This is a genomic window from Streptococcus dysgalactiae subsp. dysgalactiae (assembly GCF_900459225.1).
Classification (GTDB): domain Bacteria; phylum Bacillota; class Bacilli; order Lactobacillales; family Streptococcaceae; genus Streptococcus; species Streptococcus dysgalactiae.
In genome coordinates this window covers 1,387,422-1,406,059 of sequence record NZ_UHFH01000003.1, presented here as the reverse complement: position 1 = coordinate 1,406,059, position 18,638 = coordinate 1,387,422, and the positions used below count along the sequence as shown (strand labels likewise).

General features: G+C 39.9%; 13 protein-coding genes. All 13 read left to right on the top strand.

The features are described from left to right. The first annotated feature begins 21 nt into the window (after positions 1-21). The 13 genes from DYD17_RS07290 to DYD17_RS07230 all read left to right on the top strand — a co-directional run bounded on the left by DYD17_RS07290 (position 22) and on the right by DYD17_RS07230 (position 18,242). On the top strand, positions 22-2,310 hold the full coding sequence (locus tag DYD17_RS07290; RefSeq protein ID WP_115252966.1) for a leucine-rich repeat domain-containing protein: 2,289 nt from the start codon (positions 22-24) through the stop codon (positions 2,308-2,310). Between the two features lie 487 nt (positions 2,311-2,797). Then, positions 2,798-3,994 (top strand): methionine adenosyltransferase, encoded by a 1,197-nt coding sequence (metK, locus tag DYD17_RS07285; RefSeq protein WP_003051459.1) that lies wholly within the window; start codon positions 2,798-2,800, stop codon positions 3,992-3,994. Positions 3,995-4,181: 187 nt separating this feature from the next. Beyond that, entirely contained in the window at positions 4,182-5,441 is a 1,260-nt protein-coding gene (locus DYD17_RS07280; RefSeq protein ID WP_115252965.1) for a UDP-N-acetylglucosamine 1-carboxyvinyltransferase, read from the top strand. A gap of 344 nt (positions 5,442-5,785) precedes the next feature. Beyond that, a complete protein-coding gene (locus DYD17_RS07275; protein ID WP_003051452.1) occupies positions 5,786-7,330 on the top strand; it encodes an MFS transporter in 1,545 nt (514 codons plus the stop codon). Between the two features lie 152 nt (positions 7,331-7,482). After that, positions 7,483-8,511: a sugar kinase gene (locus tag DYD17_RS07270; RefSeq protein ID WP_115276442.1), complete on the top strand. Its 1,029-nt coding sequence runs from the start codon at positions 7,483-7,485 to the stop codon at positions 8,509-8,511. Positions 8,512-8,532: 21 nt separating this feature from the next. After that, positions 8,533-10,323, top strand: a complete 1,791-nt coding sequence (gene uidA / locus DYD17_RS07265; RefSeq protein ID WP_115276441.1) for a beta-glucuronidase — start codon at positions 8,533-8,535, stop codon at positions 10,321-10,323. A gap of 41 nt (positions 10,324-10,364) precedes the next feature. Beyond that, entirely contained in the window at positions 10,365-11,036 is a 672-nt protein-coding gene (locus tag DYD17_RS07260) for a FadR/GntR family transcriptional regulator (protein WP_003051446.1), read from the top strand. 127 nt (positions 11,037-11,163) lie between these two features. Further along, positions 11,164-11,781, top strand: a complete 618-nt coding sequence (locus DYD17_RS07255; RefSeq protein WP_115276440.1) for a bifunctional 4-hydroxy-2-oxoglutarate aldolase/2-dehydro-3-deoxy-phosphogluconate aldolase — start codon at positions 11,164-11,166, stop codon at positions 11,779-11,781. A gap of 29 nt (positions 11,782-11,810) precedes the next feature. Beyond that, entirely contained in the window at positions 11,811-13,208 is a 1,398-nt protein-coding gene (uxaC, locus tag DYD17_RS07250; protein WP_115252963.1) for a glucuronate isomerase, read from the top strand. 94 nt (positions 13,209-13,302) lie between these two features. Continuing rightward, entirely contained in the window at positions 13,303-14,397 is a 1,095-nt protein-coding gene (locus DYD17_RS07245; RefSeq protein WP_037584964.1) for a mannonate dehydratase, read from the top strand. A gap of 14 nt (positions 14,398-14,411) precedes the next feature. Continuing rightward, positions 14,412-15,251, top strand: a complete 840-nt coding sequence (locus tag DYD17_RS07240) for an SDR family oxidoreductase (protein WP_115252962.1) — start codon at positions 14,412-14,414, stop codon at positions 15,249-15,251. Between the two features lie 280 nt (positions 15,252-15,531). After that, positions 15,532-16,335 (top strand): HAD family hydrolase, encoded by an 804-nt coding sequence (locus DYD17_RS07235; RefSeq protein WP_115252961.1) that lies wholly within the window; start codon positions 15,532-15,534, stop codon positions 16,333-16,335. A gap of 116 nt (positions 16,336-16,451) precedes the next feature. After that, entirely contained in the window at positions 16,452-18,242 is a 1,791-nt protein-coding gene (locus tag DYD17_RS07230) for a glycoside hydrolase family 3 protein (RefSeq protein ID WP_115252960.1), read from the top strand. The last annotated feature ends 396 nt before the right edge of the window (positions 18,243-18,638 follow it).

Genomic DNA, 18,638 nt, shown 5'->3' with positions numbered 1-18,638 from the left:
GTTAACTTATGGAGGAATAAAGTGAAATCTAAAAAAATAATGGCCTTAGCAGGCTTACTTTTATCATGTCAATTGTGCTTAACTGCTTGTCAATCGCAGGCTAATAATCAGACAAATCAACCTAAAACCAAACAAACTAATAAAAAGGTAATTTCAAAGAAAAAGAAATCGGCCAAAAAATCTAGAGAAGATAACAAAAATCATAAAGGTATTGCGGGGATTGATTTTCCAACAGATGATGGTTTTATCTTAACTAAAGATTCAAAAATTTTATCAAGAACTGATCAGGGAATAGTTGTCGACCATGATGGTCACTCCCATTTTGTTTTTTATGCTGATTTAAAAGGCAGCCAATTTGAGTATCTTATTCCTAAGGGAGCCAATTTGAGCAAGCCGGTTGGGACTCAACAATCAAATGCTCAAGGGGTCGGAAAATCATTAGGTTCTCACCATCATTATGAATTTAATCCTGCTGATATTGTGGCTGAAGATGCCTTGGGATATACTGTTCGTCATGGGGATCACTTTCATTACATTTTGAAATCGAGCTTACCAGGTCATGTGCAAACACAGGCAGAGCAAGTTGTAAGCCGTTTACCACAGACTTCTGGTCCTGTCTCTATTGCAACCGCTAATGGTATTCCAGGCTTACATTTTCCTACCTCAGATGGCTTTAAATTTAATGGAGAAGGGATTGTTGGTGTCACTAAAAATAGTATTTTAGTAAACCATGACGGTCACCTACACCCTATCTCCTTTGCAGACCTTCGCCAAGGTGGCTGGGGGCAGCTAGCAGATCAGTATGATCCAGCTAAAAAATCTGAAAAACCAGCAGATGCTAATCAGAGACAAGAACAGGACAGTCGTGAAAAAGAATATCAAGAAAAATTAGCTTATTTAGCAGAAAAATTAGGGATTGATCCTTCAAGCATTAAACGTGTAGAAACTCAAGATGGCAAACTAGGATTGGAGTATCCTCATCACGATCATGCACATGTTTTAATGTTGTCTGATATTGAAATTGGAAAAGATATTCCAGATCCACATGCTATTGCACATGTTCGTGAATTGGAAAAGCATAAGGTAGGAATGGATACTTTGCGTGCTTTAGGATTTGATGAAGAGGTTATCTTGGATATTGTCCGTACTCACGATGCGCCAACACCATTCCCATCAAACGAAAAAGACCTCAATAAGATGAAGGAATGGTTAGCGACTGTTGTTAAGCTTGACTTAGGAAGTCGTGAAAATCCTTTGCAGCGCAAAGGGCTCTCGTTTTTACCTAATCTTGAAACCCTAGGGATTGGTTTTACACCTATCAAAGACATATCGCCAGTTTTACAATTTAAAAAATTGAAACAATTATTAATGACTAAGACTGGTGTGGTAGATTATAGTTTTATGGATCAGATGCCTTATCTGGAAGGTATCGATATCTCACAAAATAACCTTAAAGATATTAGTTTTTTGAGTAAGTATAAAAACTTGACTTTGGTCGCTGCTGCTGACAATGGTATTGAAGATATTACAGCACTTGGTCAATTACCGAATTTGAAATTCTTAGTACTAAGCAACAACATGATTTCCGATTTAACCCCACTATCATCTCTTGCTCATCTACAGGAACTTCACATTGATAATAATAATGTTACAGATATGAATCCTGTATCTCATAAGGAATCGTTGACAGTTGTTGATTTATCAAAAAATGCTAATGTTAATTTGGCAACTCTTAAATTACCAAAATTAGAAACTTTAATGGTCAACGATACTAACGTTTCTCATTTGGATTTCCTAAAAAATAATCCTAGCCTAGCTAGTCTATCTATTAACAGAGCTCAATTACAATCTCTTGAAGGTGTCGAAGCAAGTAGTGATATTGTTCGAATAGAAGCAGAAGGAAATCAAATCAAATCTCTAGTGCTAAAAGACAAGCAAGGTTCATTAACATTCTTGAATGTTAGCGGAAATAACTTGACATCTTTAGAAGGTGTGAATAACTTTACAGCACTTGATACTTTGAGTGTTGCTAAAAATCAATTAACAAATGTCACTTTGTCTGAGTCTAACAAGACGATTACTAATATCGATATTAGCCATAATGATATTCCACTATCCGACCTTAAATTAAATTCTCAAAATATTCCAGAAGCTATTGCTAAAAACTTCCCAGCTGTCCAAGAAGGATCTATGGTAGGTAATGGCACAGTAGAAGAAAAAGCCGCGAGAGCTGCTAAGGCAGAAGAAAGTGCTCAAGATTCGCATGATCATCATCATGGTCATGATCACGACGAAGATCACGCTCACTAAGTTTACTTAAAATATAGTCATCATAAGGCAATGATGATGTACCTAGTTTACTTTATTTAAGAACCCCTCAAGCTATTCTTGAGGGGTTCTTACAAATAAATAGAAGAATATGTGAAATGAATGGTACGTAAAAAGCTAAAACATGTTATAATAGATTGTTATTGAGTCCCGATAAGACAACCTATCTGGCAATTGTATTAGTGTTAGTCATCCGAAACAACTGATGTTATCGGTGTAGGAGCGTTGATCACTAGTTTGATTGCTAGAGAGGCATGGGGAACCATGCTGGTTGGATTCTTTGTAACTCGCTACACCTATTGATGACTAAGGTCAGGTAATAGGCATGTCAATTGGTCTACCTAAATGACTTGTTGGTTTGATGGATGACTTCTATACTATGTCATCATATCGGTGTCATCTGAACCTTTATGGAACGAACAGTCATCATCTCTTTTTGAGACAATACATTTATAGGGGGGACATTTTTATGTCAGAACGTAAACTTTTCACGTCTGAATCCGTATCTGAGGGGCATCCAGATAAGATTGCAGACCAAATTTCAGATGCTATTTTAGATGCCATTTTAGCAGAAGATCCAGAAGCCCATGTGGCAGCAGAAACCTGTGTTTATACTGGTTCTGTTCATGTTTTTGGAGAAATATCAACAACTGCTTATGTTGATATTAACCGTGTGGTTCGTGACACCATTGCAGAAATTGGTTACACCGAAGCAGAATACGGCTTTTCAGCAGAATCAGTCGGAGTTCATCCATCTCTTGTGGAACAATCAGGAGATATTGCTCAAGGGGTTAACGAAGCTCTTGAAAGCAGAGAAGGTGATACTGATGACCTTAGCCATATTGGTGCAGGTGACCAAGGGCTCATGTTTGGTTTTGCCATCAATGAAACCCCAGAATTGATGCCGTTACCAATTTCTTTATCACACCAATTAGTGCGTCGCTTGGCGGAGTTACGCAAGTCGGGAGAAATCAGTTATTTACGTCCTGATGCTAAGTCACAGGTTACGGTTGAATATGATGAACAGGATAAACCTGTCCGTGTAGATACTGTGGTCATCTCAACACAACACAATCCAGAAGCAACCAATAAGCAAATTCGTCAGGATGTGATTGAAAAAGTGATCAAGGCTGTTATTCCAGCCAACTATTTAGATGACGACACAAAATTCTTTATCAACCCAACAGGTCGTTTTGTTATTGGAGGTCCGCAAGGAGACTCTGGGTTGACTGGCCGTAAGATTATTGTGGATACTTATGGTGGTTATTCTCGTCACGGTGGTGGAGCTTTTTCGGGTAAGGATGCGACAAAAGTAGACCGTTCGGCTTCTTACGCAGCACGTTATATTGCTAAGAACCTTGTTGCGGCAGGTCTTGCGACGAAAGCTGAAGTCCAACTAGCTTATGCGATTGGAGTTGCTCAGCCTGTTTCTGTCCGTGTGGATACGTTTGGAACGTCTACAGTTTCAGAAGGAATTTTAGAAGCTGCTGTTCGTCAGACCTTTGATTTGCGCCCAGCGGGTATTATTCAGATGCTAGATTTAAAACGTCCGATTTACAAACAAACGGCTGCCTATGGTCATATGGGAAGAACTGATATTGATTTACCATGGGAACATTTAGATAAAGTTGAAGCGTTAACAGAGGTTGTTAAAACCTTATCTTAATTGTTGATAGAAGTTGTAAAAACAGGGATAGCTATCATTAGTTATTCCTGTTTTTTGTGGTTCAAAAAGGGGATTTAAGGACTCTTTCTAAGAAAAGATTAAAAATTTAGACGTCGATATTTGTCAGGTGACATGATTTGTGATAAAATAAAAAGGTTGAATTCTAGTATAAGAAAGTTTTGGATGTATGCGTAAAATTGTTATTAATGGCGGAAAAGCCTTGTCCGGGGAAGTGGCTGTCTCAGGAGCAAAAAATAGTGTTGTTGCCCTTATCCCAGCAATTATCTTGGCAGATGATATTGTAACCTTAGACGGTGTTCCTGCTATTAGTGATGTTGATAGTTTGATTGAAATCATGGAACTAATGGGTGCTAAGATTAACTACCATGGTGACACCTTAGAAATCGATCCTAGAGGGGTACAAGATATTCCAATACCTTATGGGAAAATCAATAGCCTTCGAGCATCGTATTATTTTTATGGTAGTCTGTTGGGACGTTTTGGACAAGCTGTTGTTGGCTTGCCAGGTGGCTGTGATTTGGGTCCAAGACCGATTGATCTTCATTTAAAGGCTTTTGAAGCAATGGGAGCTACGGTTTCTTACGAAGGTCAAAACATGAATTTGTCTACAAATGGTCATAAGATTCATGGGGCTCATATTTATATGGATACGGTTAGTGTTGGTGCAACCATTAATACAATGATTGCGGCAGCAAAAGCAGATGGTAAAACAGTCATCGAAAATGCTGCGCGTGAACCTGAGATTATTGATGTGGCAACCCTTTTGAATAATATGGGGGCTCATATTCGTGGTGCAGGGACAGATATCATTACTATTGAAGGGGTAGACAAACTTCACGGAACGAGACATCAAGTCATTCCAGATCGTATTGAAGCAGGAACTTACATTGCCTTAGCGGCAGCTATTGGAGAAGGTGTCAAGGTAACGAATGTTCTCTATGAGCACTTGGAAAGTTTTATTGCCAAGTTAGAAGAGATGGGTGTTAGAATGACTGTGGAAGAAGATGCTATCTTTGTTGAAAAACAAGATCATCTTAAAGCGGTTACCCTTAAAACATCCCCTTATCCAGGTTTTGCTACAGATTTGCAACAACCTTTGACTCCGCTATTGTTAAAAACCCAAGGGCGCGGCAGTATTATTGATACCATTTACGAAAAACGAATCAATCATGTCCCAGAATTAGCGCGTATGGGAGCTGATATTTCTGTTCTTGGTGGTAAAATTGTCTATCAAGGGCCAGCTCAATTGACAGGAACTCAAGTCAAGGCAACTGATTTACGAGCAGGAGCTGCTCTTGTAACAGCTGGTTTGATGGCTGAAGGCAAGACAGAGATCACAAATATTGAGTTTATCTTGAGAGGTTACGCTAATATTATTGCGAAATTGACAGCATTAGGAGCGGACATCCAATTAATCGAAGACTAAGAGAAGCTAGTGGCTTCTCTTTTTTTGACGAAACAACTTATATTGAGAGGTCTGAAAGTTAAGGAATAGTCCCTTATTGAGGGTTAAATTGCCACTTATTAGTCTTTTTCACATCAGAAATCATTTTCTTCAAGGTTGCTCAATTGTCTGATGACTATATTTGATTAGTGATTAATTATCAGATGAATTTTACTTTAAATCTTAAAATATAGCTTATTTTTAAAAAAAAGACGAAAAATCACTAAAATTGTGTTGACAAATCATCAGATGAATAGTAAGATAAACATGTAGAAAAATAAAAACGCTTTCAAGAAAAGTGTTAGGATATAAGGGGGATTTCTCTGATGGAGAAAACGATTGATCAAAGGGTTGAGGAAGTTACCTATAACCGAGCTAAAGTTTGGCAACTGGTATTATTTGCCTTGAATAATACATCTACCAACATTTACCTATTTGCTTTCATGTTTATCACCTATTTTTCAACAGGTGTTCTTGGGCTAGCAGCTATCTTTGTTAGCCAAATCATGGGTTATATTCGTATCTTTGATGGTTTTATTGACCCAGCTATCGGTATCATGATTGATAAAACAGATACTAAGTTTGGGAAATACCGCCCAATTTTAATTGCTGGTAATATTATTACGGCTCTATCGCTTATTCTATTACTTGCTTTAAATAATGTTAGCGAAGGGATGCGCTTCCCACTCTTTATTTTGGTATTGATTGTTCACAAAATTGGTTATTCCATGCAACAAACCATCACAAAAGCAGGTCAAACTGCCTTGACGAATGATCCAAAACAACGTCCAATTTTCAACATTGTGGATGCTGTCATGTTAACAACCTTGATGACTGGTGGACAGTTTGTGGTTTCAGGATTCTTGGTTCCTAAATTTGGTAACTTCACGTTGGAATTCTTCAATGTGCTTATCTATGGAACAATTGTTATTTCAGCTATTTTAGGATTATTGGCTGTTATCGGTATCTGGTCTAAAGACAACAAAGAATACTTCGGTCTTGGTGAAAATACTCAAAAAACAGAATTAAAAGACTACATGAAAGTCATAAAAGGCAACAAACCTCTTCAAGTCTTGTCAATTGCAGCAGCACTTGTTAAGTTTAGCGTGCAATTCTTTGGAGACTCAGTTGTCATGGTTATGCTTTACGGTATTGTGTTTGGTAACTATGCCTTGTCAGGTCAATTCTCACTACTTTTTGTGATTCCAGGTGTTTTGATTAACATTTTGATTTCAAGTGTTGCTCGTAAAAAAGGTCTTCGTTTCTCATATGTGGCGTCACTTCAATTTGGTTTGATTGCCTTAGCTGCCTTTGGGGTTGTCCTTTACTTTGGTAAAGTTGGTGATTTGAGTTTAAGTAACATTAACCTTTACACTATCTGCTTTATCATTACTTACATGTTGGCTCGTTACATTACTCAAGCGCCGGCTGGTTTGGTTTTAACAATGGGGGCAGATATTTCAGACTATGAAACATCTGAATCAGGTCGTTATGTGTCAGGTATGATTGGGACAATCTTCTCATTGACAGACTCTATCGCTTCTTCATTTGCACCGATGGTTGTTGGAGCTGTTCTGGCAACGATTGGTTTTGCCAAAGCTTTCCCAACAATGGAAACACCATTAACACCAGAACTTAAAATGGCAACCATTATTCTTTTAGTTGGTATTCCGTTTGTCGCCTTGTCAGTCGCCTTGTTCTTGATGAGATTCTACAAACTGGATAAAGAAGAAATGGTTCGTATCCAAGAGAAAATTCAAGTCATGAAAGCTGCAAGTTCAAAAGAACGCGTGAAGGATATCGCTCGCAATGTGCCATTGTCAGATATGGACTACGTTGATGTAACGAAATATCCAGTTGATAAAGATTAGTCGTTTGGAAGGAGTTGGGCAAGATGTGCTCGACTCTTTTAACTTAGAAAAAATGTGATTTTTAGTCATCGGAGGACTCTTTGCCTAGGTTTTTAAAAAATCACTACAATCAGGTATAATGTCCTTATCATCATTAGTAGAGGAGGTTTTGAGTGAAAACAGTTGTTTCTTTAGGCGAAATTTTGTTACGATTATCACCGCCGCAGTACCAGACCCTAACTCAGGCAACCAGTCTGGAATGTCAATTTGGTGGGTCGGAATTAAATGTTTTGTCAACCTTGGCGCAGTTAGGGCATAAAGTCTCTCTTATCTCAGCAATACCAGCCAATGATTTGGGACGAATGACAAAGACCTTTCTTTTTTCTCGTCAAATCAGTCAAGATTATATTATTGAAAAAGGTCAACGTTTGGGGATTTATTACTATCAAAAAGGGTTTTCCTTACGGGCTAGTCGCGTGACCTATGACCGAGAATATTCTGCTTTTTGGGAATCGCAGTTAGCCGATTATGAGTTAGAAAATGTTTTTGCGGGGGCTGATTGGTTTCATGTATCTGGTATTACCCCGGCTCTGACCGATAAGCTTTATCACTTGACTCATTATCTGATGACAAAGGCAAAAACAGAAGGATTAAAGGTTTCCTTTGATTTAAACTTTAGGGCCAGCCTTTGGGACTCTTTCCAAGAGGCTAGAGAATTATTGTCCCCTTTAGTTACTTTGGCAGATGTTTGTATTGGAATTGAACCCTTGGTTTTAGCAGGCGATGAGGAAAAAGATTTGAAAGACCAATTGGGATTGAGTCGACCGTATGAAGATCAAGCATTATTGGAAAACGTTCTTTCTAAGTTGGCAAAAACTTACGGTGTGACTGGATTTGCTTTTACCCAAAGGGAAATGGGGCATACCAATGAATACCTCTTGAAGGGTTATTTATATCAAGATGGTAATCTTTACCAGACAGACAAGTCAGGCATTCAGGTGTTGGACCGTGTTGGTACTGGAGATGCTTTCACTGCTGGCTTGATTCATGGTATATTACAAAATGAAGCGCCTGACAAGGCCTTAGCCATTGCAATGGCGAGTTTTAAATTCAAACATACGATTGAGGGTGACAGCAATATTATTACCCCAGCAGATATTGATTATTTAATAACTGATGCATCGCATGAGATTAAACGTTAACAATGAGAAAAAGGAGAAAAGATGCTATACCCAACTTTAACCAAAACAAGAAGTTTATATGACCTTAGTGGTTTGTGGCAATTCAAATTAGGAGACCATAACCCGGAAGACTGTTTATCAACAGAAGACGTTATGGTTGTGCCGACTTCTTTTAATGATGTGGTGGTCGATAAGGATAAACGCAATTATATCGGTGATTTTTGGTATGAGCGTTTGGTTGATCTTCCAAAGTTAGCTAAAGATGATGAATTGGTCTTACGTTTTGGCTCAGTGACTCACAATGCTACCGTGTATGTTAATGGGCGTGAGCTGGCTTCTCATAAGGGAGGATTTACTCCTTTTGAAGTCGTGGTGCCAGAGGAACTTTACCAGGACCATCAGATCAGAATTTCTGTCCGTGCCAATAATATTTTAGATTACAGTACACTTCCTGTGGGCAATTATAGCGAAGAACGTCAAGAAGATGGCAGCATGAAAAAAATGGTCAAAGAAAACTTCGATTTCTTTAACTATGCGGGTATTCATCGTCCAGTCAAATTAGTAGTGCGTCCTAAAACCCACATTTCGGATGTCACCATTACCAGTGACTTATCAGATGATTTGAAAACAGCAGACCTTTCCATTGCTGTTGAAACGTCAGCAGCTGTTGATGCAATTCAGGTGACTATCCTTGATGAAGAACGGCAAGTCGTTGGTCAAACGAACGACGGCTATGTCAAACTTGATTGCGTGCGTCTCTGGGAAGTGCTAGATGCTTACCTTTACACAGCTCATATTGAGATTAGTGTAGATGGTCAAATTGTTGATACCTATGAAGAACCTTTCGGAGTGCGTAGTGTACATGTAGCGGATGGTCAGTTCTTTGTCAATCATAAACCTGTTTACTTTAAAGGTTTTGGGAAACACGAAGATACCTTTATCAATGGCCGTGGTCTCAATGAAGCGGCTAACTTGATGGATATGAACTTGTTGAAAGAGATTGGCGCTAATTCGTTCCGCACCTCACATTACCCTTACTCTGAAGAAATGATGCGGCTTGCAGACCGTATGGGGATTTTGGTGATTGACGAAATTCCAGCGGTTGGTTTATTCCAAAATTTCACGGCCTCTCTTGACTTAACACCTAAAGATATGGGAACTTGGTCTGTGATGGAAACAAAAGAAGCACACGAACAGGCTATCCAAGAATTGGTGAAACGTGATAAAAATCACCCATCTGTTATCATGTGGGTAGTTGCCAATGAACCTGCAAGCCATGAGGCGGGAGCGCATGACTATTTTGAACCTCTGGTGGCTCTCTACAAAGAATTGGATCCTCAAAAACGTCCAGTGACATTGGTCAATATTTTAATGGCAACACCAGACCGAGATGAAGTTATGGATTTGGTCGATGTGATTTGTTTGAACCGTTATTACGCTTGGTATGTGGATCACGGTGATCTGGCTAAGGGAGAAGTTGGTCTTCGCAAGGAATTGTTAGAATGGCAGAGCAAGTTCCCAGACAAACCTATTCTGATGACTGAGTATGGGGCAGATACCTTACCTGGCTTGCATTCGATGTGGGATATTCCGTATACGGAAGAATTCCAATGTGATTTTTATGCGATGACGCATGGGGTTTTTGATGAGATTCCTAACCTTGTTGGTGAACAAGTTTGGAATTTTGCAGACTTTGAGACCAATTTAATGATTTTTCGTGTGCAAGGTAACCACAAAGGACTCTTCTCGCGGAATCGTCAGCCTAAGCAAGTGGTCAGAGAATTTAAAAAACGTTGGACAGCTATTCCTAACTACAATTACAAGAAAAAATAGTGTAAAATAGGAGACAGTAGAAACAGGAAGAGGACGATACGATGGCTAGACCATTAGTTGAAAAAACAGCAGAACGTTTATTACAGCTTATTTTAGAACGTGGATATGACGTAGGGGCTAAGCTCCCTAATGAGTACGAATTAGCTCAAGACTTGGATGTAGGACGTAGCACTATCCGAGAGGCTGTCAGAAGTTTAGCAACCCGCAATGTCTTAGAAGTCAGACAGGGTTCTGGAACCTATGTGAGCTCTAAAAAAGGGGTATCAGAAGACCCGCTTGGTTTTTCATTGGTGAAAGACACGGCAAAATTGACAGCAGATTTGTTTGAATTACGGTTGTTATTAGAACCCCGGATTGCTGCCTTAGCTGCTCAGAATGCGACACCGAAAGAGATTAAAGAGCTTGAAAAGATTGTCGTAGAGATTGAAGAAGCTGTAACAGTGGGTGATCCTAAGCATTTACAGTTAGATGTGACCTTCCATTCGATGATGGCCAAATTTAGTGGTAATATTGCGATGGACAGTTTATTGCCTGTTATTAACAAGTCAATTCATCTGATAAATGCGAATTACACAAATCGTCAGATGAAAGAAGATTCCCTACAAGCCCATCGCGACATTTTGACAGCTATTAAGGAGAGAAACCCTATCGCAGCGCATGATGCTATGCTTTTACATATTATGACCGTAAAACGAACGGCTTTCTTGCCTTAATGAAATATCGGCGAAGAACTAACAGCAATTGTGATAATTGCTGTTTTTTAGACTTTTTTCTTGACAAGTCATCAGATGATTTGTATAATAATAACAAGATAACGGTTTCATAGAGGAGGAAAAACGGATGTTAACCCAATTAAAAGAGAATTACTTTTTCGCTGTTGTACGTGGAAAAACCGCAGAAGATGCGATTGAAATCGCTAAACACGCGGTTTTAGGTGGAATTCGTAATATTGAAATTACTTACTCCACTCCAAATACTTCTGAGGTCATTAGCAAATTATCAGATGACTTTAAAGATGACACAAGTGTTGTTATTGGAGCTGGTACGGTAATGACTACTGAACTCGCAAAAGAAGCGATTGCAGCAGGTGCCAAATTCTTAGTAAGTCCGCATTTTTCCAAAGAAATTGCTGACATTGCTAACCAAGAAGGCAACCTTTACTTTCCAGGTTGCGCCACAGCAACTGAAATTGTGACTGCCATGAATGCCTCTTGTCCTATTATTAAGGTTTTCCCAGGAGGGGTTGTTGGCCCAGGTTTTATCAAAGATATTCACGAACCAATACCTGAGGTTGATTTGATGCCTTCTGGAGGGGTTTCAGTTGATAACGTGAAAGAGTGGAAAAATGCTGGAGCAGTCGCTGTAGGTGTTGGTTCCGCCCTTGCTAGCAAGGTGGCGACAGAGGGTTATGACAGTGTCACTCGAATTGCGCAATCATTTGTATCAGCCCTTGACTAAGTGTGGAAGTTATCACAGAGGAGACGAACATGACATTTAACGATGCGAACTTTATGTTAAAAAATGAAGCTGCTAAAAAACTGTATCAACAGATTCAAGATCAACCGATTTTTGACTATCACTGTCACTTAGACCCAAAAGAAATTTTTGAAGATAAGGTCTATGACAATATTGTTGACTTATGGTTAGGCGGGGATCACTACAAGTGGCGATTGATGCGTGCTAATGGCATCTCAGAAGAAGAAATCACTGGTTCAGCGTCTAAACTTGATAAATTTAAAGCTTTTGCAAGAACCTTAGAACGTTCCTACGGTAACCCTGTTTATCATTGGTCAGCTATGGAGTTGAAAAATGTTTTTGGTGTGGAAGAGCTGTTGACACAGGACAATGCGGAAGAGATTTATCATCGCTTGAATGCTTATCTGGTTGACCATAAGATTAGCCCGCGCAAATTAATTGCAGACAGCAAGGTAACTTTTATTGGAACTACTGATCACCCTCTTGATGACCTCGAATGGCATCAACAGCTTGCTGACGATAGCACTTTTGAGACAGTTGTAGCACCAACCTTTAGACCAGATGAGGCTTTTGTTGAGCACCGCAATTTTGCCCAGTTTGTGGAGCGTTTAGGAACTTCAACAGGCAGCCACATTACAGACTTTACGACGTTTATGGCAGCCATGGAGAAACGGATTGCTTACTTTGCTGAAAAAGGCTGCAAGGCAAGTGATATCAGCTTTACAGAAATTGTTTTTGAAAAGGCTACACCAGAAGCTTTAAATGAGATCATGGCTCAGGTGCTAGCGGGTGGTACACCAAGCCAACTTGACATCAACCAATGGCAGACTGCTGTTTTTGCAGACCTTTGTCGATTGTACAAGCAGTATGGTTTTGTAACCCAAGTTCATTTTGGTGCTCTGCGCAACAACCATTCTGGTATTTTCAAACGTTTAGGAGCAGATGTAGGGGTGGATTCTCTAGGAGACCAAACAGCTTTAACGATTAATATGAACCGCTTGTTGGATAACTTGGTGCAGATGGATAGTCTACCAAAAATGATTTGGTATAACTTAAACCCAAGTTACAATATTGCAGTAGCTAACACTTTGGCTAATTTCCAAGCCAATGAAGCCGGTGTGGCAAGTTATCTTCAATTTGGAGCTGGTTGGTGGTTTGCAGATACCAAGCTTGGAATGATTAGCCAGATGAATGCTCTTGCTGAACAAGGAATGCTTGCTAATTTTGTAGGCATGTTAACGGATTCTCGTTCCTTCTTGTCTTATCAACGCCATGATTACTTCAGACGTATTTTAGCTACCTATCTAGGGGAATGGATTGAAGAAGGGGAAGTCCCAGAAGATTATCAAGTCATTGGTCAGATGGCTAAAGACATCGCTTACGACAACGCTGTTCGCTATTTTAATTAAAACGAAATAAGTTGGGAAGCGCAGCCTTCTCAATAAATGAAAATCGTGTGGAAATGAAAGGAAAAAGGAGCCTATCAGCTCTAGGTAATTGTATATGAAAATGTCATTTCGCTGGTATGGGAAACATGACCCAGTCAGCTTAGAAGAAATCAAAGCCATCCCAGGTATGCAGGGAATTGTTACGGCAATTTATGATGTTCCGGTTGGTCAAGCTTGGCCACTTGAGAACATTCTTGCCTTGAAGAAAATGGTCGAAGATGCTGGTTTAGAGATTTCAGTTATTGAATCTATCCCAGTTCATGAAGATATCAAACAAGGCAAGCCAACGCGTGATGCATTGATTGAAAACTATAAAACCTCTATTACCAACGTTGGTAAAGCAGGTATTCCGGTGGTTTGTTACAACTTTATGCCAGTTTTTGACTGGACACGTTCAGATCTTAACCATCCCCTACCGGACGGATCCACATCGCTTGCTTTCTTAAAAGCTGATTTAGAGGGTGTTGATCCAGTAGCTGACGATTTGAATCTACCAGGTTGGGATTCTTCTTATTCTAAAGAAGAAATGAAAGCCATCATCGAGAATTACCGCAACAATATCTCTGAAGAAGATTTATGGGCAAACCTAGACTACTTCATCAAAGCTATTATGCCAACCGCAGAAGCAGCTGGTGTGAAAATGGCGATCCACCCTGATGACCCACCATATGGTATCTTTGGTTTGCCACGTATTATAACAGATCAAGATGCTGTTGAGCGCTTCTTAAATCTCTATGATTCTCCAAACAATGGGATTACCATGTGTGTAGGGTCTTACGCTTCTGATCCTAAAAATGATGTGATTGCCATGACTGAGTACGCTCTTAAACGTAACCGTATCAACTTTATGCACACGCGGAACGTGACAGCCGGCGCTTGGGGCTTCCAAGAAACAGCACACCTATCACAAGCTGGTGATATTGACATGAATGCTGTTGTCAAATTATTGGTTGACTATGATTGGAAAGGGGCTCTTCGCCCAGACCATGGTCGTCGTATCTGGGGAGATCAAATCAAAACACCTGGTTATGGCCTATATGACCGTGCTTTGGGAGCTACTTACTTTAATGGTCTTTATGAGGCCAATATGCGTGCTGCTGGTAAGACACCAGACTTTGGCATTACTGTCAAAACAGTTGGCGACAAATAAGAAAGAGGAATAACATGACTAGAGTAATTGATTTTAAAGATAAGGTTGTGATTGTAACAGGTGCTGGTGGAGTGCTTTGCGGCTACATGGCCAAAGAGTTTGCCAAAGCAGGTGCCAAGGTAGCTCTTTTAGATTTGAACCAAGAAGCAGCACAAGCTTTTGTAACTGAGATTGAAGCAGAAGGTGGTGTGGCTAAAGCTTACAAAGCAAATGTCCTCTCAAAAGAGAATTTAGAAGAGGTACGTCAGGCTGTTTTAGCTGATTTTGGTCCAGCAGACATTTTGGTCAATGGAGCTGGTGGAAACAGTCCGAAAGCAACTACTGATAATGAATTTCATGAGGTTGGTTTGCCTGAAGAGACCAAAACTTTCTTTGATTTAGATGAAGCAGGAATTAGTTTTGTCTTTAACTTGAACTACCTAGGAACATTGCTTCCTACGCAAGTTTTCGCTCAAGACATGGTTGGGCGAAAAGGGGCTAACATCATTAACATTTCATCAATGAATGCTTTCACACCATTGACAAAAATCCCAGCTTATTCAGGAGCTAAGGCAGCTATTTCTAACTTTACGCAATGGTTAGCTGTTCACTTCTCAAAAGTAGGAATCCGTTGTAATGCTATCGCCCCAGGTTTCTTGGTGACCAACCAAAACCGTGGCCTTTTGTTCACTGAAAAGGGGCAACCAACAGCACGTGCTGAAAAAATCCTTAACAATACGCCAATGGGACGTTTCGGAGAAGCAGAAGAATTGATTGGTGGTCTCTTTTTCCTAGCTGATGAACAATCAGCTAGCTTCGTTAACGGCGTTGTTCTCCCAATTGATGGAGGCTTTGCAGCTTACTCTGGCGTTTAATCCTTAGTAACTAACTCACTCAAGAAAATGTGATGCCTTGGGTGAGTTTTTGTTTAGGGGTTAGTTACTATTGTCATAAGTGATATGACGACTTGGATAACTTTTAAATGATCGTTAAGAGAGAATAATTTGGCAACAATTTGGATATTCATCTTAAAATAAAGTATATTATAAAGGGTATTAAGAAAAATGGATCTAATGTTAGTTTTCTAATTGACAGCGTTTTCTAGCTATGTTACAATAAAATCATCAGATGAATTATAGTTAATTGGAGGAAAACATGACGACTAAAAAGGAAGCCTTTGTCTTCTGCGTAGACTCAGATGGTTGTGCGATGGATACGATGACCTATAAGCATCAGCTATTCTTTGGTCCAATTGCTGCAGATGTCTTTGGGGTGACAAATAGAGAAGCATTTTTAAAAGAATGGGACCGTGTTAACCTGTACTCACGCACGCGTGGGGTTAATCGTTTTGTTGGGCTTGTCATAGGACTTGACTATGCAGGATTGAAAGGCATTGACCGTTTGAAAGATTGGGTTGCCAACACCAAATCTCTCTCCAATGCTTCACTGGAAGCAGAGCTTGCTAAAGAAGCTAGTGATGACCTTCAAAAAGCCTTGGACTGGTCTAATGAAGTGAACCGTCAAATCAAAGCTTATGAAGGTGAGGCGTTGGCTTTTCCAGGAGCTATATCAGGTCTTGAGAAATTGCATCAGCTAGGGAAAGTATTCGTTGTGAGTTCAGCCAATAAAGAAGCTGTCGAAGAAGAGTGGCACGATCAAGGACTAATGGCACATGTTGATGACTTGTATTGCCAAAACCGTGGTAAAAAAGAGGATGTTATCGCAGAGCTTCTTCAAAAAGGGTATCAAAAAGAACGCCTCATGATGGTTGGTGATTCTCCGGGAGATTTGGTCGCAGCAGAGCAAAATCAAGTGGCTTTCTTCCCTATATTAGTCGGCAAAGAGGCGCAATCTTGGGCTGACTTAAAAGAAGCTGTGGCAGATGCCTTTGTTACAGGAGAACTGTCTGATCTAGATTTTAACAGCTTGAAAGAAACCTTCTGGCATAACTTAGATTAGATCAATAGCAGAGCTACTAATTAGCTTGACTAGTCCAAAAGGATGAGAAAAGAAGTAAGTAGAGGAATTTGGTAAGAAGGTATTAGAAAACCGAGACCCTCTTGAAAGGAAAAGAAATGACACATTTAGTAGATTTACGCAAAAAACCTTATCACCTTGATGACCAAGCCATCGCTTGGGTAGAAGAAACCATTGCCTCCATGTCCTTGGAGGAGAAAATTGGGCAGTTATTTGTTAACATGGGAGCTAGTCGTACCGAAGAGTATTTGACCCAAGTGCTTAATGATTATAAGATTGCGGCGGTTCGCTACAATAAAGGCATGGCCGACGAAGTTTGGGAACAAAACTACATCTTACAAACCAAATCAAAAATTCCACTCTTAATTGCTGCTAACACCGAAGCTGGTGGCGATGGGGCAGTTAATGATGGCACAAAGATTGGTGATGAAATTAAGGTTGCCGCAACAAACGATCCAAAATATGCTTATGAAATGGGACGCATTGCAGGAATTGAAGCAGCAGCGGTTGGCTGTAACGCTTCCTTTGCTCCTATTGTTGATCTGACACGCAACTGGCGCAACCCAATTATTGCTAGCCGTAACTGGGGCTCAAACGTGGACCAAATCATTACCTTGTCTAAAGAGTACATGAGAGGGATTATGGAGCATGGCATTATGCCATTTGCCAAACATTTCCCAGGTGACGGGATTGATGAACGTGACCATCACCTCTCTTTTGCATCAAACCCGATGACAAAAGACGAGTGGATGTCTACCTTCGGTCGAATCTACGGAGAATTGACAGAAGCTGGTCTTCCAGGTATAATGGCGGGTCATATCCATTTGCCGAATGTTGAGAAAGAGTTGCATCCTGAACGTGAGTTGGATGACATGCTACCAGCTTCACTCAACAAAACGTTGTTGGATGAATTGCTGCGCGGGGAGCTTGGTTACAATGGGGCTATTGTGACAGATGCTTCTCACATGGTTGCCATGACAGCTTCTATGCCACGTCGCTTGATGCTACCAACGGCTGTGGAAGCGGGATGTGACCTCTTCTTATTCTTTAATGATCCAGATGAAGATTTGCAATGGATGAAAGAAGGCTATGAGGCTGGCATTTTGACAGAAGAACGCCTCCATGATGCCCTTCGTCGTACCCTTGGTTTGAAAGCACGTCTAGGACTTCATTTATATGAAGGTCGTCGTGAAGAGATTATGCTACCAAAAGAAGAAGCGATGGCTCTGATTAATACCAAAGAAGCGCAAGCCATTGCTGACGAGGTAGCTGACAAAGCTATTACTCTTGTTAAAGATAAGCAAAAGGATATTTTCCCAGTCACTCCTGAACGTTACAAACGCATTTTAATTGTCAATGTAGAAGGTCACAAAGGTGGTTTTGGTGCTATGATTGCAGGGCAGAAAAAACGAGCATCTGATGTAGTCAAGGAATTGCTAGAAGCGCGTGGCCATGACGTCACAGTGTGGGAATCAACGGAAGAACGCATCATGCAATTGCCAGAAAGTGAACGAGCTGCAGCAATTGCCAATGTCTACGCCCAAAAACAACCGATTTCCAATTTAACAGACCATTACGATTTAATCCTTAACCTTGTTGATGTCAACTCTGGTGGAACAGTTCAGCGTATTGTCTGGCCAGCAGCCAAGGGGACACCAGATCAGCCCTTTTATGTGCATGAAATCCCAACCATTGTGGTATCAGTTCAGCATGCTTTTGCTCTTGCAGACATGCCACAAGTAGGTACTTATATCAATGCTTACGACGGCAAGGATAATACCATGAAAGCCTTGGTGGAGAAATTGGCGGGTGAGTCAAGCTTCACAGGTATTTCACCAGTAGATGCTTTTTGTGGTCTTATTGACACGCACTTGTGGCGAGAGTACTGAAACTAAAGCGAAAAACGAACTACTATAAAAAGAATATTAGTCAAGCGTTGGGAGATATTCTCCTAACGTTTTTTTGACAAAAAATGATTGATCTCTGTTACGAAATAAATAAACGGTGATATTGACAGAAAATCCCATTTTTATAAAACTTTATTTTATTATAAAAGAAAGTAATTTTTGAAAAATTATAGAAAACCACTTTTATGCTAATAAAATAGCCATAAATATAAATTGATGAGTCTATGATAGGAGATTTATTTGCCAGGATTTCCTAATTTTATTAATTTAACGAAAATTGATAGAAAAATTAAATGAAATCCTTGATTTAATTTTGTTAAGTTGTATAATAAAAGGTGAAATTATTAGATTGTAGTTTCAAATTTTTTGGTTTTTTAA

Excerpts from the sequence above, each read along its gene's own strand:
- metK (WP_003051459.1), top strand. The coding sequence starts at position 2,798 with ATGTCAGAACGTAAACTTTTCACGTCTGAATCCGTATCTGAGGGGCAT.
- DYD17_RS07280 (WP_115252965.1), top strand. The coding sequence starts at position 4,182 with ATGCGTAAAATTGTTATTAATGGCGGAAAAGCCTTGTCCGGGGAAGTG.
- DYD17_RS07275 (WP_003051452.1), top strand. The coding sequence starts at position 5,786 with ATGGAGAAAACGATTGATCAAAGGGTTGAGGAAGTTACCTATAACCGA.
- uidA (WP_115276441.1), top strand. The coding sequence starts at position 8,533 with ATGCTATACCCAACTTTAACCAAAACAAGAAGTTTATATGACCTTAGT.
- DYD17_RS07260 (WP_003051446.1), top strand. The coding sequence starts at position 10,365 with ATGGCTAGACCATTAGTTGAAAAAACAGCAGAACGTTTATTACAGCTT.
- DYD17_RS07255 (WP_115276440.1), top strand. The coding sequence starts at position 11,164 with ATGTTAACCCAATTAAAAGAGAATTACTTTTTCGCTGTTGTACGTGGA.
- uxaC (WP_115252963.1), top strand. The coding sequence starts at position 11,811 with ATGACATTTAACGATGCGAACTTTATGTTAAAAAATGAAGCTGCTAAA.
- DYD17_RS07245 (WP_037584964.1), top strand. The coding sequence starts at position 13,303 with ATGAAAATGTCATTTCGCTGGTATGGGAAACATGACCCAGTCAGCTTA.
- DYD17_RS07240 (WP_115252962.1), top strand. The coding sequence starts at position 14,412 with ATGACTAGAGTAATTGATTTTAAAGATAAGGTTGTGATTGTAACAGGT.
- DYD17_RS07235 (WP_115252961.1), top strand. The coding sequence starts at position 15,532 with ATGACGACTAAAAAGGAAGCCTTTGTCTTCTGCGTAGACTCAGATGGT.
- DYD17_RS07230 (WP_115252960.1), top strand. The coding sequence starts at position 16,452 with ATGACACATTTAGTAGATTTACGCAAAAAACCTTATCACCTTGATGAC.